This is a genomic window from Roseateles sp. DB2 (assembly GCF_051857535.1).
Classification (GTDB): domain Bacteria; phylum Pseudomonadota; class Gammaproteobacteria; order Burkholderiales; family Burkholderiaceae_C; genus Roseateles_B.
Genome location: NZ_JBPZGY010000003.1, coordinates 342,257 through 356,323 on the forward strand (window position 1 = coordinate 342,257; position 14,067 = coordinate 356,323).

The 14,067-nt window shown below is 63.8% G+C and carries 13 protein-coding genes; 8 read left to right on the forward strand and 5 right to left on the reverse strand.

The window, feature by feature from the left end; translation table 11 throughout:
* Positions 1 to 153: 153 nt before the first annotated feature.
* On the reverse strand, positions 154 to 1,152 hold the full coding sequence (locus ACS5PK_RS06555; RefSeq protein WP_439439427.1) for a porin: 999 nt from the start codon (positions 1,150 to 1,152) through the stop codon (positions 154 to 156).
* A gap of 393 nt (positions 1,153 to 1,545) precedes the next feature.
* The gene (locus tag ACS5PK_RS06560) at positions 1,546 to 2,982 is read right to left on the reverse strand and encodes an amidase family protein (protein ID WP_439439428.1); all 1,437 of its coding nucleotides are present in this window, start codon (positions 2,980 to 2,982) and stop codon (positions 1,546 to 1,548) included.
* Between the two features lie 437 nt (positions 2,983 to 3,419).
* Between ACS5PK_RS06560 and ACS5PK_RS06565 the strand changes: the two genes are divergently transcribed.
* The 8 genes from ACS5PK_RS06565 to ACS5PK_RS06600 all read left to right on the forward strand — a co-directional run bounded on the left by ACS5PK_RS06565 (position 3,420) and on the right by ACS5PK_RS06600 (position 10,886).
* Positions 3,420 to 4,307, forward strand: coding sequence for a branched-chain amino acid ABC transporter permease (locus tag ACS5PK_RS06565; RefSeq protein ID WP_439439429.1), 888 nt, complete (start codon positions 3,420 to 3,422; stop codon positions 4,305 to 4,307).
* Positions 4,308 to 4,310: 3 nt separating this feature from the next.
* Positions 4,311 to 5,369, forward strand: coding sequence for a branched-chain amino acid ABC transporter permease (locus tag ACS5PK_RS06570; protein ID WP_439439430.1), 1,059 nt, complete (start codon positions 4,311 to 4,313; stop codon positions 5,367 to 5,369).
* Complete coding sequence (locus ACS5PK_RS06575) at positions 5,366 to 6,112, forward strand: ATP-binding cassette domain-containing protein (protein WP_439439431.1); 747 nt, start codon at positions 5,366 to 5,368, stop codon at positions 6,110 to 6,112. Before ACS5PK_RS06570 ends, ACS5PK_RS06575 begins: the two co-directional genes overlap by 4 nt.
* The gene (locus ACS5PK_RS06580) at positions 6,096 to 6,782 is read left to right on the forward strand and encodes an ABC transporter ATP-binding protein (RefSeq protein ID WP_439439432.1); all 687 of its coding nucleotides are present in this window, start codon (positions 6,096 to 6,098) and stop codon (positions 6,780 to 6,782) included. Before ACS5PK_RS06575 ends, ACS5PK_RS06580 begins: the two co-directional genes overlap by 17 nt.
* A 51-nt stretch (positions 6,783 to 6,833) precedes the next feature.
* The gene (locus tag ACS5PK_RS06585; RefSeq protein WP_439439433.1) at positions 6,834 to 8,018 is read left to right on the forward strand and encodes an ABC transporter substrate-binding protein; all 1,185 of its coding nucleotides are present in this window, start codon (positions 6,834 to 6,836) and stop codon (positions 8,016 to 8,018) included.
* 17 nt (positions 8,019 to 8,035) lie between these two features.
* Complete coding sequence (locus ACS5PK_RS06590; protein WP_439439434.1) at positions 8,036 to 9,430, forward strand: amidase family protein; 1,395 nt, start codon at positions 8,036 to 8,038, stop codon at positions 9,428 to 9,430.
* A complete protein-coding gene (locus ACS5PK_RS06595; RefSeq protein WP_439439435.1) occupies positions 9,427 to 9,972 on the forward strand; it encodes an amino acid synthesis family protein in 546 nt (181 codons plus the stop codon). The genes ACS5PK_RS06590 and ACS5PK_RS06595 overlap by 4 nt, the downstream gene beginning before the upstream one ends.
* A gap of 80 nt (positions 9,973 to 10,052) precedes the next feature.
* Complete coding sequence (locus tag ACS5PK_RS06600; protein WP_439439436.1) at positions 10,053 to 10,886, forward strand: FadR/GntR family transcriptional regulator; 834 nt, start codon at positions 10,053 to 10,055, stop codon at positions 10,884 to 10,886.
* A gap of 53 nt (positions 10,887 to 10,939) precedes the next feature.
* Here ACS5PK_RS06600 and ACS5PK_RS06605 read toward each other — a convergent pair whose 3' ends face one another.
* The 3 genes from ACS5PK_RS06605 to ACS5PK_RS06615 form a co-directional block, all read right to left on the reverse strand.
* The gene (locus ACS5PK_RS06605) at positions 10,940 to 12,142 is read right to left on the reverse strand and encodes an acyl-CoA dehydrogenase family protein (RefSeq protein WP_439439437.1); all 1,203 of its coding nucleotides are present in this window, start codon (positions 12,140 to 12,142) and stop codon (positions 10,940 to 10,942) included.
* A 15-nt stretch (positions 12,143 to 12,157) separates the two neighbouring features.
* Positions 12,158 to 12,796, reverse strand: a complete 639-nt coding sequence (locus ACS5PK_RS06610; protein ID WP_439439438.1) for an acyl-homoserine-lactone synthase — start codon at positions 12,794 to 12,796, stop codon at positions 12,158 to 12,160.
* Between the two features lie 383 nt (positions 12,797 to 13,179).
* Entirely contained in the window at positions 13,180 to 13,908 is a 729-nt protein-coding gene (locus ACS5PK_RS06615; RefSeq protein WP_439439439.1) for a LuxR family transcriptional regulator, read from the reverse strand.
* Between the last annotated feature and the right edge of the window lie 159 nt (positions 13,909 to 14,067).

The window sequence follows — 14,067 nt, forward strand, 5'->3', positions numbered from 1 at the left end:
CGGATTGTCGCTCACCTGGCAGCCGGGGCTCCAGCAAGCCCGGCGGGGCAGGCCTGGCGGGTGGCGGCTGCCTTGTGGGCAGCTTGCGCGGCCCCGCGCGGCTTCGCTGGCGGATGAGCCGTGAAGACGAAAGGGGAAGCCGGGCCGCGTTGATCAGAAACTGTGGCGCAGGCCCACGGCCAGGCTGTTCCCGTTGTGGAGCCCGTCGATCTTGTCGTTCATGTAGACGGCGTAGAGATCGGTGCGCTTGGACAGGGAATGGTCGTAGCCGAGGCTGAGTGTCTTGTGGGTGTTGCCTGTCCGCAGGGGAATGATGCCGGTGAACGTCCCTGTGCGGACCTTGGAGTGGCCCCAGGCGGCCAGTATCTTCCCGTTGCCATTGACGGGGACCTCTGCGCTGATGTCGTAAATGCGCAGCTTGCTGCCGTAGGACTCATCGTCGATCTGGCCGTACTGGGCATAGAACTTGATGACCCTGATGTCGTAGGAAGCGCCCAGATTGAAGGTCTTTTCGCGATTGCCGTTGGTGGGGGCGGCGGCATCGGTGCCGACGGCCTGGTAGGCCAGCGTCGCGCTGAACGGGTCGCCGAAGTACTGCAGCGTGGCGGCATAGCTGGACTTGCCGGTGCCTTCACCCAGCGCTCCTTGCAGATTCACGCGCAGCCCGGACATCATGGGGCTGATGTAGCTGACCGAGTTGCGCCAAGCGGTGTCGTTCTGAAGGCGGGCTGTCTTGCTGATGGGGATGTCGCGGCCGTCAAGGTAGTAATGCAGGAGCGTCGGCGAAAAGCCAAAGGAGTCACCAAAGCTGTTGAACAGCAGCAGCGAAACAAACATCTGACTGGTGTTACGGCCCACGCGCAGTTGCCCGAAGCCACCACTGAGCCCGACGTAGGCATTCTTGGCGAACATGGCATCGCCAGCGAAACGCCCAGCGGCGCCCGTGTCCATGCCGATGAAGCTCTCCAGCGCGAACTGGGCCTTGAGCCCGCTGCCCAGATCCTCCGCACCGCTGATGCCCCAGAAGCTGGTGCTCATGTCTCCCGAACTGACGGCCTTGATCCGGTTCGCTCCCGCCAATTGGTAGGAGCCGACGCCCGCATTGACGAGCCCATACAGCTTGACGCTGTTCTGTGCGTAGGCTGAATTCATTACAACAAATAAAGATGACGCCGCGCTGATGGCAGAAGTCCATTTCATAGTGATTTCCTTTGTTGAGTTGACAAGATCCCCCACCCTTTGAATGCAGAAGTGGGTGCTTGTGGATCATATTTATGATCAGAAATAGACCGACGGGGAAAACCCGAACTGGCGATGCGAAAAGTAGACATGGGCCGTCAATTCGCGGTCGTTGAGTGCTTCGCTGCTTTGGCCGGAGGCTCTGCGTGAGAGTCGCCGGATGTGTCGGAAGTACAGCGGCCTCTATGCAGGGAGGGCGTCATCGACGGAGGCCGGCGAGGGGGATGCTGGCGCTGTCATCGATGCTGGTAGTGGCTGCCGCTGCGGCGTTCTGGCGGCGGAAGCCTGGTGCGCTGGAAGGGCGGGTCAGGCTGGATTGCGATCCCGTTCCTGGAGTAGGGCGTCAGCCGGTTCCATCCTGAAGGGCGGTTCGGCCAGCTTGGAATGGCCGACAGCCTGTTGAAAGGCGTGGCTCGCCTTCAATACCGTGGTGTCGTCGTACTGGCGCCCCACCAACTGCAGGCCTATGGGAAGGCCTTCGGCGCTGTTGCCGGCATAGAGGCTGGCGGCCGGCAGTCCGAGTTGATTGCACCAGGGGGTGTAGACCGGATAGGGAGGGCTCAGTCGCAAATCGGTGCTGAGCGTCGGCGGCAGAGTTGGGTGGACCGGGCAAAGCACGAGGTCGTACTGTGTAAAGAACTCGTTGATTTCACGGCCCGCCTCGCCCCGGCGCGCCAGGGCGTCCAGGATGCAGTGCGGAGGTAGTTGCTGGCCCGCCTCTACCAAGTCCTTCAAGGAGGGGTCCAGCTTGTGGGCGGCATCGCCCAGTGAATCCGCGAGCCTCGCGGCAAAGGCGCTCCACAGCACACCGTGGATTTGCAGGCACTGCAGCACGGCGGGCGGGTCTTTCATCTCGACGTGGGCGCCCATCGACTCCAGGATGCGGGCACTGCGCTTCAGTGCGGCCTGAATTTCTGGATCGGCCTGTTTTTCCAGACCTAACGAGGGGCTGAAGGCCACCCGCAGGCGGGGCAGTGGCGTTCTCAGGGAGGAGCGGTAGTCAGTCGGGTCGTAAGGCAGGGCGTACCAGTCGCGGGGATCGGGGCGCGAAATGATGTTCATCATGGCTGCCGCGTCTTCCGCGGTTCGCGCCATCGGGCCGACATGACTCAGCATTGCAAACGCGCCGCGGGGGTGGTGGGGGACGCGCCCGAAGCTGGGTTTGAAGCCATAGATGCCGGTGAACGCAGCCGGAATGCGGATGGACCCGCCGCCATCGGTGCCCAGTGCCAACGGGCCCAGCCCGGCGGCCACTGCGGCCGCGCCGCCGCCGCTGGATCCGCCCGGACTGCGCGCCAGATTCCAGGGGTTGCGTGTGACGCCGCTGAGCAGGCTGTCCGTGGTGATCTTGTGGGCAAAGTCCGGGAGGGTCGTCTTGCCGAAGATCACCGCGCCGGCATCGCGCAGGCGCCGGACCGCCGGACTGTCGGGCAACTGGATGCGATCGGCGTCTACGGCCAACGAGCCGAAGCGCGTGGGCATGTCGTCCGTGCCCAGGTTGTCCTTGATGGACACCGGAATGCCGTCGAGCGTGCTCAGGGCCTTGCCTGCGCGCCAGCGCGCCTCGGAGGCGCGCGCCTGCTGAAGTGCACTGTCCCGGTTCATGAAACAGAACGCGTTGAGTTCGTCTGCCAGTTCGTCATGCCGGTCCAGCAGGGCGCGAACGACTTCGACAGGTGACAAGGTCTTGGTCGCGTAGTGGCCAACCAGCTCAGTGGCGCTCAGGTGGTGCAACGGTGGCATTGTCGTTCCTTAGGTTAATCATGCTAATAAATAGGATTGATGAGAAAGACTCTCCCCGGGGCTTGTCATGCCCCTCGTTCTTGTCTGATCCTGCATTTCCACTTTTCTATGCCGATTCGTGCTGCTTTGTTCTGCTTTGTGCCGCATTGGTGGCCTTGATAAAGGGTAAGCACCTATCTGACTCTTTGTGCTGACATGTCTATTATGATCATAAATTAACACAGGAGCAAAGATGAAAAGAGCATCGAAGAAGGGATCGGGCGGCCTGACTGGGGTGCGGCAAGAGCACTCGCACGGGTTCGTGCAAGAGTCCTCACGAGAGTTGCACCCGGGGTCTTGGCTCGTCCAGCGCGCCTCGGCGCGGAATCAGCGTCATGGACTTCAGCGCTTCGGGCGCCCTGGCGAGGCCGTCGCGGTTTGCACCGGGGGGGTGTTCCATGAGTGAGAGCGTGGTGCTGCTGCTCAATGTGCTGAGCCAGGTATGCGTTCTGGCCCTGGTCGCTCTGGGACTTGCCATCGTTTTCGGCATGATGGACATCGTCAACCTTGCCCACGGTGACTTCGTCACCCTGGGCGCCTTCACGCTCGCGGCCATGCAGCAGGCCGGCGGGTCCCAGGCCTACTGGGCGGCGCTGGTGGTGGCTCCGCTGGTCGGCGCCGCGGCCGGGTGGCTGCTTGAGGTCAGCGTCATCCGCTTGCTCTATCACCGGACGCTGGACACCCTGTTGGCGACCTATGCGGTCAGCCTCATCGTGCAAAAGCTGCTGGAACTGAGCTTCGGCAAGCATCCCCAGTTGGTCCAGACACCGCTGAGCGGCTCATTGGCCCTGCTTGGTGCGGAGTACCCGGCCTATCGCATCTTTGTCATCGTCATGAGTCTGGCGGTGATCACTTTCTGCGCGTTGGTTTTCACGAGCACGCGCTTCGGCATCCACCTTCGAGCGGTGATCCAGAACCCTTGCATGGCCGAGGGCCTGGGCATCAATACCCGAAAGATGAACCGCTCCGCCTTTGCGCTGGGAGCGGCCCTGGCTGCCTTTGCCGGCGTCCTTGTGGCCCCGCTCGTTTCGGTGGAAAGCCATCTGGGGCTCAGCTACCTCAGCAAGGCTTTCTTCGTGATCGTGGTCGGCGGAATCGGTTCTGTGCTCGGGGCCGTGACGGGCAGCGCATTGATCGGCAGTGTCGAGACGCTGCTGAACTACCACGTGGACCCCTCACTGGCTTCGGCCCTGGTGCTGATCATGGCCATCGCTCTCATCCGGGTCCGGCCACAGGGTCTGGTGCCTGGCTTCAGTGCCGCCCACCAACTGCTGGGCAAGGGGTGAGCCATGCGTCATCGTCTGCACGCGCTGACCACATTGTTGAGTCAGCCCAGCATTGCACGCGGCGAGAAACGAAGCCTCTGGGTCGGCGGGCTGCTGGTGCTCGCCCTGGCTAGCGTTCCATGGCTTCTCTCCTCATATGCCACCACCGCCATGCGCGATGCCCTGATCCTGGCCATCTTCGCCTTGAGCTATGACCTGCTGTGGGGAAAGGCCATGGTGCTCACGCTGGGCCATGCGGTCTTCTTCGGCGTCGGGGCCTATGGCGTGGCGATTGGCACTACGCAGCTGGAATGGAGCTGGCTTCAGGGCATGGGCATCGGGCTGGCTGCGGCTGTCCTCTTGGCTGCCGCCGTGGGCTATTTCCTGCTGTACGCAGGGGTGCGCCTGCACTTCTTCGCCATCATCACCATGGCGGTGTTGCTCATCACCCGTCAACTGGCGACCAGCTGGCAATCCGTGACAGGTGGTGACGTGGGCATTCTGGGCATTCCTGGCATTCGTATCGACCTGCCGGGCTGGAGCCTCGATCTCTCGGATGAACGCTCGTCCTATCTGGCAGCTTTGCTCGCTCTTGTCCTTGCCCTCTTGCTCGTCTGGGCCCTGATCCGGACGCGATACGGCCTGGTCCTTGCAGCCATCGGCATGAATGAATTCCGGGCCAAGCATTGCGGCTTTGATACCTCCTGGCATCTGGTGCTTGTGTTCACGCTGTCCGCAGCCCTCGCGGCATTCAGCGGCGCCTTGTATGCGGGTACGGCAGGCGTGGTGGCGCCGGATCTCTTCTCCATTCTGCTGTCCACGGAGGTCATTCTCTGGGTGGCTGTCGGCGGGCGAGGAACGCTGATAGGGCCGGTGATTGCTGCGGTCTTCTTCACCCGTGTCCAGCAGGAGGTCAGCAGCTATAGCACTGATCTGTGGCCGCTGATCCTGGGCATCTTGTTCCTGGTGTGCGTGCTGGCGCTACCGCACGGCATCGTGGGCTTGCTGCGATCTCGCAGGAAGGCCGGAGCCGAGCCGCCGCCGGTGCCTGACACCGTTGCTGGCGCAGGAGTTGAGCCATGAACGCCCCATGCTTGCTGCAGGCACAGAGCGTAAATGTGGCCTTTGGCGGCATTCATGCCGTCAAGGGGGTCGAACTGGACATCGCGCCCGCGGAACTGCTGTGTGTCATCGGGCCCAACGGTGCAGGAAAGAGCACCTTGCTGGGCCTCTTGTCAGGGACCCTTCGGCCGAACTCGGGGCGTCTGCTGGTCGACGGCAGGGACCTGACCCGCAAGCCGCCCCATGAATTCGCGAGGCGAGGCGTGATCCGGAAGTTCCAGGGGACCAACGTCTTCCAGTGGCTCACCGTGCGGGACAACCTCATCGTCGCGGGCCAGGGTGTGGCGGCTGACCGCAGTGTCCCGATGCCGGATCTCCAGGACATCCTCGGCCTCACGGGCTTGCGACACCGTGCCGACGAGATGGCGGAATGCCTGCCCCACGGCGAACGTCAGTGGCTGGAGATCGGCATGGCTCTGATGTGCCAGCCCCGTCTGCTCCTGTTGGATGAACCTGCCGCTGGCATGAGCGTGGACGGCACCCGCCGCATGGCAGACCTGCTGAGGCGGCTGGCACGGGAGATCGCCGTGGTCGTGATCGAGCATGACATCGGCTTTGTCCGCCAGCTGGCTTGTCGCACGCTGGTCATGCATCAAGGTGAGGTCATTCGGGAGGGGGCCTTCGTTGACATCGAGCAGGACGAGCAGATCCGGAGCATCTACCTCGGCCGTGGGAAGGAGGTGCATCATGCTCGACGTGCGTGATCTGAGCGCTGGCTACGGCGGCGTGCAGGTGCTGGACCGGGTCCAGTTTCACCTGGCCAAGGGTGAGGTCCTGGGCATACTCGGACGCAATGGCGCCGGCAAGTCCACCCTGGTCAAGGCCGTGATGGGCATGCTGCCCCAGACCAGCGGCAGCATCGAGTTCCGAGGACAGCAGCTGCTGGGGCTGCCCACCTACCGCATCGGGCGGGCCGGCGTCAGCCTGGTCCCGCAGGGGCGCTGGATCTTTCCCCGCCTGAGCGTTCTTCAGAACCTGCAGGCCGCATGTCCCGCCAGGACCGAACCTCCCGACATCATCTTCAGCTACTTTCCCGTACTGAAGCACCGCCTGCGGCAGATGGGCGGCACCATGTCCGGCGGCGAACAGCAGATGCTGGCCATCGCCAGGGCCATGTGCGCCAGGCCCAAGGTGCTGCTGCTGGACGAGCCCTCCGACGGCGTGCAGCCCAACGTCGTCCAGATGCTGGGCGAACTCATTCCCAGCCTCTGCAAGGAACTGTCGATCTCGGCCGTTCTGGTCGAGCAGAACCTGGACCTGGTCATGAATGCGGCGCAGCGCTGGCTGGTGCTGGAGCGGGGCCGCATCGTTCATGAAGGCCGCCTCAACGGCCTTGGCGAGATCGAGACGCTCGAAAAACTCCTGGGCGTCTAGACGATGCCCGTGACAACCCCAAACCATTCCATGCAAGGAAAGGATCCTCTCATGATCAATGCAGACATCTATCGCCGCACGCTGCTTCGTGGTGCGCTTGCCGGTATTGCTTGCGGAGCAGCGCCGGCCATTGTCAAGGCCGCCGAGCCGATGCGTATCGGTCTGCTGGCGCCCTTCAGCGGTCCGCTGGCGCGCGTGGCGGAGACCAACCGGAACTGCCTGAAGCTGGCGGTTGACGAGATCAACGCCGCAGGCGGCTTGCTGGGCCAGCCAGTGAAGATCATCGTCGAAGACACACAGATGTCGGCCAAGGTGGCGCTGGACAAGGCGCGCAAGCTGCTCATTGGTGACGGCGTGTCCATGATCACCGGCATGGTGCTGCCCTTCGAGCGTGAAGCAGCCTTGCAAGTGGCAGGGCGGGTGCAGCGCCTGGTGATCTTTCCCAACTTTGACGAAGGACGTTGTCATCCCCTGTTGCTGACGACAGGCCTGTCCAGCAATCAGCGGGTCGATCCCTTGGTGGACTGGGCAGCAAAGGAAGGGGGGAAGACCTTTTTCGTGCTGGTTTCCGACATCGGCAGCAACCGCAGTGTGTTGATGCCGCAGATCCAGGCTGCGGTGGATCGCAGCGGCGGCAAGCTCGTAGGCACCCGCTACTTTCCTTTCGGGACGCGCGACTACGGCCCTGTGCTGCAGCAAATCCAGACCCTGGCGCCGGATGTGGTCTGGCACAGCATTGGCGATGACCCGGTCAGCTTCGTCAAGCAGTACAACAGCTTCGGCATGAAGCCGCAGTTGATCACCGACATCACTCATGAGTCCCTGGCCATGGCGACGGAGGGCGCGTCCTCTGGCAACGTCGGGGTGTCACCCTATTTCATGGGCGTGCCTACGCCAGAGAACCAGCGCTTTCTCGATGCCTATACGCGGCAGTTTGCGGACTCCACTCCGCTGCGCGTTGGCGGGCATGTCGTGATGCTGCCTCACGGTGAGAGCACCTACACCGGCGCCAAGCTGTTTGCCGCGGCGGTGGCCAAGACGGGCAGAGCCGATGCCTCCTCCATCAAGGCCGCTGTGACGGGCGTCGTCATCAACGCGCCGCGCGGCCGCGTCGTGCTGGGGCCGGGCGGATCACATCTGAATGGTGTGGCGCTCGTCGCGCGCGCTCGCGCGGACGGCACGTTCCAATTGCTGGACACGACGCCGACCGTCCCTGTCCACTGCCTGGCCGGATGATGAACGAGCTGCTTGAAATGTCTGCGAGCGAACTTGTGCTCGCCTATCGGGGGAGCAGCTTGTCCCCTGTCGAGGTCCTGCGTGCGGTGCTTGACCAGGTACAGAGCCTGGATCCCCACATCAATGCCTTCCGTGTTGTGGACGAGGAGGGCGCGCTGCGTGATGCAGCGTCGTCCGAGCAACGCTGGCTGCGCGGGACACCCTGCGGCCCTCTAGACGGTGTGCCTGTCTCCGTGAAAGACATGGTGGCCACCCGTGGCATGTCAACCATGTTTGGCTCCTGCACCCTTCCCCAGGGGCATCTGTCGGATGTCGATGCTCCGTGTGTCGACCTGCTGCGTCGGGCAGGCGCGGTGATCTTTGGCAAGACCACCACCACGGAGTTTGGCAACAAGATCGTCAGTGACAGCCCGTTGACCGGAGTGACCCGCAATCCCTGGGACCTGTCGCTCAGCGCCGGTGGCAGCAGCAGCGGCGCGGGTGCTGCGCTGGCGGCACGCATGGGTCCGCTGGCCGTGGGCACGGATGGTGGTGGTTCCATACGGGTGCCTGCAGCCTGGAATGGCGTCTGTGGCTTGAAGCCCTCTTTCAAGCGCGTACCCACCCAGGAGCCTCACAACGTGGGGGAACTCTCCAACGTTGGGCCCATGGCACGCTGTGTGCAAGACCTGGCCCTCATGCTCAATGCCATGGCCCGGCCTTGGCCATCGGACTGGCAGTCCTTCGGCGGTCCGGTCGAGGACTTCTGCCGTGGGCTCAACCGGGGCGTTGAAGGGCTGCGGGTGGCCTTCAGCGTGTCACTGGGCGTGATTGAGGTGGACCCGCAGATCGCAAGCGCCGCCTGCAACGCTGCGCGTCTCCTGGAACAGCATGGGGCCCGCGTGAGCTGGCTGGAAGCTGTGGAGCCCCTGCAAGGCTATATGAAGAGTGAGATGCACTCGATTCTCTGGATGGCCCGTTCCGAGCAACTGGTGAGGCGCACCCCCGAGCCGCAGCGCCAGCTGATGGACCCGGAGATTCTTGCCTTGGCGGACTGCGGCCGGCGCCTGAGTGCTCCTCGGCTCATGGACGCTCTGCAGGCACGCATGGAACTGGCGAGTGCCATGCATGCCTTCTTTGATCGTTATGACGTGCTGGTCTGCCCCAGCTTTCATCACATGCCGCCGCCGACGCCGGGCTTGCCGCCGAACATGCGCATGGCACCGCCCCTGACCTCATGGTGCAACCAGACCCAGCAGCCAGCGGCCAGCGTGCCTTGCGGCTTGAGCAGGGAAGGCTTGCCCATAGGGCTGCAGGTCATCGGTCCGCGTTTCCACGACGGGCTGGTCCTGCGAGTGTGCCGCGGCTATGAGCGTGCGCGCGGTGCCTTTCCGGCGCCCCCCATGGTTTTGGCGAGCGAGGAGCTGTCATGAGGATTCGTAAATTCTTCAGCCAACTGGAGGAGATCCACGAGGAGCAGGGGCGCGGGGTCGGTCGGCCGGTGCGCCGCGTAGTCACGGCAGCAGTGCTAGAGAACGAGTATGCGGGCCGCTGGCAGGAGGATCTGTCCGCGCTTTACGGGCTCGGCCGGGACCTTGGTCAGCAGCTGACGGTGTCTGCACTCCAACTGCTGGGCGGGGACATGCCTGTGGTCGAAGCCTATGGCAAGGGCGCTATTGTGGGCACCTCTGGCGAGCTCGAGCATGCGGCTGCATTGATACATCCCCTTTTCGGCAAGGCGGTGCGGGCGCGCCTGATGCAGGCCCTGTCCGTGATGCCTTCGACGGTGAAGCGCGCGTCGCCAGGCACTGTGCTCGACGTGCCTGTCCACAACATCCTCGATCCCTGGAGCTTCGACCACTTCGATGCCGTCAGCTTCTCCATCGCGGACGCCCCTTTGCCTCGGGAGATCGTGGTCGCGCTGGTGCTGGCTGAGGGTGGGCGCCCCTTGGCCCGCATTCAGCCGCAGCATTAGGTGGCGCAGCCCTCGCGTGGCCCTGGCGCAGGTAGGTGCTACGGTATCATCGCCCGCAGCCAGAACAGCCGGGAGCGGCGGTGACGAAGAAACAGGTTGCGCAGCGCGGCCTCAAGAGAGGGGACTTGGTCGTTGAGGAAATCAAGCGCTGGATTACCGGCCGGAACTTGAACCCAGGCGAAAAGCTCCCCAAAGAAGCCGAGTTGCAGGAGATGTTCGGTGTGAGCCGGGGCACGATGCGGGAAGCCCTGAAGGCCTTGGAGGTTCAGGGCTTGATCAGCCTCAGTACCGGGCCTGCAGGTGGTGCCACGATCGAGCGTGTCACACTGGATCGTACCTTCCAGTTCCTGCAGAACTACCTGTTCTTCCAGGACATCACCATCGGCGACATCTACGCCCTGCGCCGCATACTGGAGCCTGAGATGGCTGCGCTAGCGGTACCGCACCTGAGCGAGGCCGATCTGGAAGCGCTGGAGCGCAGCATCGAAATCTCCAATCCGAGCCAGGAAAACACCCACCCGGCGGCCATGCAGCGGGTGGAGGACCTGCACTTCCATGACATCCTGGCGGAAGCTTGCCCCAACCCCTTCCTGCGATTCCAGTGCCGGCTGATCAATCGCATGCTGGAAACGATGGTGGTGTCTTCCCTGCATGCCACCCAGGACGAGCACCAACGCCTGGGTGAGGCCGCCTGGCTGGCCCATCGCAGGATACTGGCCGCGATCCGCAAGGCCGACGCCGACCAGGTACGCAAAGTAATGCTGGCTCACATCGTGGAGAACCAGCGGCATCTGGATCTGCTGCAGGCGGGCTTGCGCAGCCGCCTTGTCCTCGACTCAGAGCTGCGCCTGGGAGCCGGGCTGCCGCGGGCGAGCGATCCCTCCTTGGCCCTGCGCAGGCAACCCAAGGCTTGAGCAGCAGCCCGGCGGCCTGCGCCGGCCGCTGTGCCTGAGGCCGATGGCGCTGCTCACACCAGCAGACCGTCTTCGACGCCCTGACGCTGATGAAGCCGCGTGACCATCAGGCGCTGCATGTCACCTGTGCCTTCAAGGATGTCGTAGGCCTTGGCATCCCGGTAGAAACGCTCGAACACGGGGCGATCATGCAGTCCTTCCAGCCCAACGGTCTGGAGAATGGCCTCTGCGATTTCCATGGCGATGCGGGAGGCGTAGGCCTTGGCCATGGACGAGTCCTTGGACACAGGCAGACCCTGCTCGTAGCGCCAGGCTGCCTTGTGGCATAGCAGCCTTGCCGCGCTGATCTTGCCGCTGATGCTGCTCAGCATGTCGGCGACGTGGAGACGCCGCCAGCGAACGGCTTTTGGGCTGGCCGCCTCGAGATACTCTGCCAGTTCATCCCGCACACGCGCGCAACTGCCAACGATCACCGAGGACAGCACCGGGCGGAAATAGTCCCAGGAGCTTTGGGCGCCTGAGAAGGCATCATGAAGCCGGCTCTCATCCCCGCGCTGCAGCAAGTTCTCCTTGGGAATGAGGCAGTCGGCGTACGACAACACCGCCAACTGGCTCCCTCGAAGGCCCAGCATCTTTTCGAGACGCACGACCTGGAAGCCGGGGGTGCGGCGATCGACAGCAAAAGCCCGCACGCCGAAGCGCCCCCGGCCCTTGTCCACAGTGGCGAAGGTGACGACGAAGTCGGCGCGCGCCCCATTGGTAATGAAGCACTTGGTGCCGTTCAGCACGTAGCCATCGCTGCATTCTCTGGCGCTGGTGCGAAGGGCGGTCGCGTCTGAGCCGACATCGGGCTCCGTAATGGCAAATCCGCCCCAGACGGGGGCATCACTCTGGAAGCGACCGAACAGGGCACGCTGCTGCTCCTTTGAGGCAAGTGCCAGCAGTGGGGGCGTGGCCAGGCCAGGACCCGGGAGTGCCAGCGCCAGGGCAGGGTCGGCATAGCCCAGCTGCTCCATCAGCAGCACGCGCTGCATGAGCGGCCACAGGCCTTCATCGCCGCCATGCTCAGGCGGCACGAGGTTCAGATTGAGCGCCCGGACGTTGACCTGCTCCCAGAAACTGGAAGGGATGTCGCCGGTCTCGTCAGTGCGCGCGGCATGCTGCTTCATGGCAGTGCAAAGGGTCTGCGCAGGCAGGCCGAGGGATTGAAGGCGTTGGCGCAGCATGTCCTGCTGCATGTCGGTACTCAGATTCATGGCGAGGGTCCTTTCTCAGGCGGGCAGGGCGGGGGCGAACGGGTTTCGCGACGAGGGCATCTGTTGGCACAGGCGATGGCACAGGCGCGTGCGCTGACGCACCTTGCTGAGTGCGCCTTCGCTGAGCAAGAGGCGAAGGGCGATGACGGGCATGTCCCCAAGCGTGCGCACGGGTCCGCATCGCTCGTAGGACCAGCCCAGGCCCAGCACGACCTTGCGGGCGTGTTCCTCCGTCATCACGGCCAGCATTTGCCGGATGCCCTGGTCCAGGCCGTATTCCAGACAGGCCGTGACGAGTTCAGCGACGGTCTGGCCGCGCTCGCGATGTGCCAGGTCCGGATCGGTGCCGAGTCGCGTGACCTCCCAGATTTCTGGAGACCGAGGCGCAGCGTAGGGGCCCAGCAGATCGGCCCAGAGGCTTTCAATCATGTAGGGCGCTGTCGTGGGGAGCAGCCGCAGCAGGCCCGCGATGCGCCCATTGGCCGCGCGGCTCACCAGGTGGACGGCGCGGTCGGTGTCGAACTGGTCCCGCTCCTGCTGCTGCTGGCAGGGCAGATTCCAGCCAGCATGCTTCACGAAGACTCGGTAGCGGAAGTGGTAGAGATCCTGCGCCACGGGGGAATCGGCGGGCAAGGCCTGATGGACTTCAATCATGGAGGGCTCCCATAGGTATGCGGGGATGCTAGAAAAAGCCGCTTCCCGCAGTCACCTACCCAGGCAGATAGCTTGATCGTGCGTAGCTGCCACGAGAGCGAGTCCGCGCCTGGCCCAGGCCGGTGCAAGCAGGCCATGCGGCGCAGGGCTTGCGATGACGCGACTGGGCCGCTTGCATGACAGCTCAAGGATTGCCTGGCCGGGACTGCTCGGGCAAAGGTGGCTGAGGGCGGAAAGGGGCTGGCATGGAAAGCGCCCTGGCCTATCGCGGCCAAGCTCGGCCTGGCCCGAGCGCGATCGCTTGCTCGACCGAGGGTGCAAGGGCAAGGGGAATGAGGCGGCGGGGGCGCCCGGTCAGCTCGAAAGGGCGGTGCCGGCAGCGATCAGGGCAGCTCGATCAGGCCCAGGCTGGCGGCCCGCACCGCTGCCGTTACCCGGCTGGCGGTATCGAACTTGCGCATGGCATTCTTGAGATGGAAATTGACCGTGTGCTCGGACACCGCCATCAGCTGGCCAATGTCCCACGACGACTTGCCTTGCGCTACCCAGCCTAGGCATTCGCTCTCGCGCGGCGTCAGACCGATCAGGGGGTCTTGGGCTTGCGCGCCGCAAAGTGCCGAATAGCGTGAATGGAAGATGACGGCCAGCACATGGGCCTGGATCTGCACTTGTGCATCTGCCGCCCTTTGCGATGTCTGGGCCTGCTTTGTGGCCAAGGTCGCCAGAAAGACGCGGCCCCAAGGTTCATGAATCGGAATGGCAAGGCCTTCGCGCAGGCCGGCATCGCTGGCTTCTTGCAGGACAAGGAGCTCTCGGTCGCATTGAACCGGCAGCTCCGTCCACTGGTAGGGTGCGACGGTGGCGCGGGCATGCCGGATGACCGGGTCCCTGCGGAAGTAGTCTTGGTCCCGGTAGTGCTCCACCCAATGGCTCGGGTAGTTCAATGCGAGGACGCGATGCTCAGGCTGCGATGCTGCACCAGAGTTGGGCTTTGCTACACAGTAGCTGAAGGAATAGTGCTCAAAGTTCAAGCGGCGGATCGCTCGCTCGAAGGATTCGACGAGGTCGGCCAGATCACTGGCCTGGCCAGATTCTTCGATGAATTCGCGCATCAGAAGCTCCCACAACATCGCGAGCCGCTGGATCGTTCTTTCGACGATTCCCGCATCAGCTCGCAGGCCCTCCGGTGAGTTGCACATCGATGGCCATTGGGGCCTTGTCAGTCCTTGCCCTCCATGTCCAAGCCGTCAAGCAGGATCTCTATGCGCGGC

Bases quoted from the DNA above. Each gene is read 5' to 3' on its own strand.
- ACS5PK_RS06555 (WP_439439427.1), bottom strand. From the start codon at position 1,152: ATGAATTCAGCCTACGCACAGAACAGCGTCAAGCTGTATGGGCTCGTC.
- ACS5PK_RS06560 (WP_439439428.1), bottom strand. From the start codon at position 2,982: ATGCCACCGTTGCACCACCTGAGCGCCACTGAGCTGGTTGGCCACTAC.
- ACS5PK_RS06565 (WP_439439429.1), top strand. From the start codon at position 3,420: ATGAGTGAGAGCGTGGTGCTGCTGCTCAATGTGCTGAGCCAGGTATGC.
- ACS5PK_RS06570 (WP_439439430.1), top strand. From the start codon at position 4,311: ATGCGTCATCGTCTGCACGCGCTGACCACATTGTTGAGTCAGCCCAGC.
- ACS5PK_RS06575 (WP_439439431.1), top strand. From the start codon at position 5,366: ATGAACGCCCCATGCTTGCTGCAGGCACAGAGCGTAAATGTGGCCTTT.
- ACS5PK_RS06580 (WP_439439432.1), top strand. From the start codon at position 6,096: ATGCTCGACGTGCGTGATCTGAGCGCTGGCTACGGCGGCGTGCAGGTG.
- ACS5PK_RS06585 (WP_439439433.1), top strand. From the start codon at position 6,834: ATGATCAATGCAGACATCTATCGCCGCACGCTGCTTCGTGGTGCGCTT.
- ACS5PK_RS06590 (WP_439439434.1), top strand. From the start codon at position 8,036: ATGTCTGCGAGCGAACTTGTGCTCGCCTATCGGGGGAGCAGCTTGTCC.
- ACS5PK_RS06595 (WP_439439435.1), top strand. From the start codon at position 9,427: ATGAGGATTCGTAAATTCTTCAGCCAACTGGAGGAGATCCACGAGGAG.
- ACS5PK_RS06605 (WP_439439437.1), bottom strand. From the start codon at position 12,142: ATGAATCTGAGTACCGACATGCAGCAGGACATGCTGCGCCAACGCCTT.
- ACS5PK_RS06610 (WP_439439438.1), bottom strand. From the start codon at position 12,796: ATGATTGAAGTCCATCAGGCCTTGCCCGCCGATTCCCCCGTGGCGCAG.
- ACS5PK_RS06615 (WP_439439439.1), bottom strand. From the start codon at position 13,908: ATGCGCGAATTCATCGAAGAATCTGGCCAGGCCAGTGATCTGGCCGAC.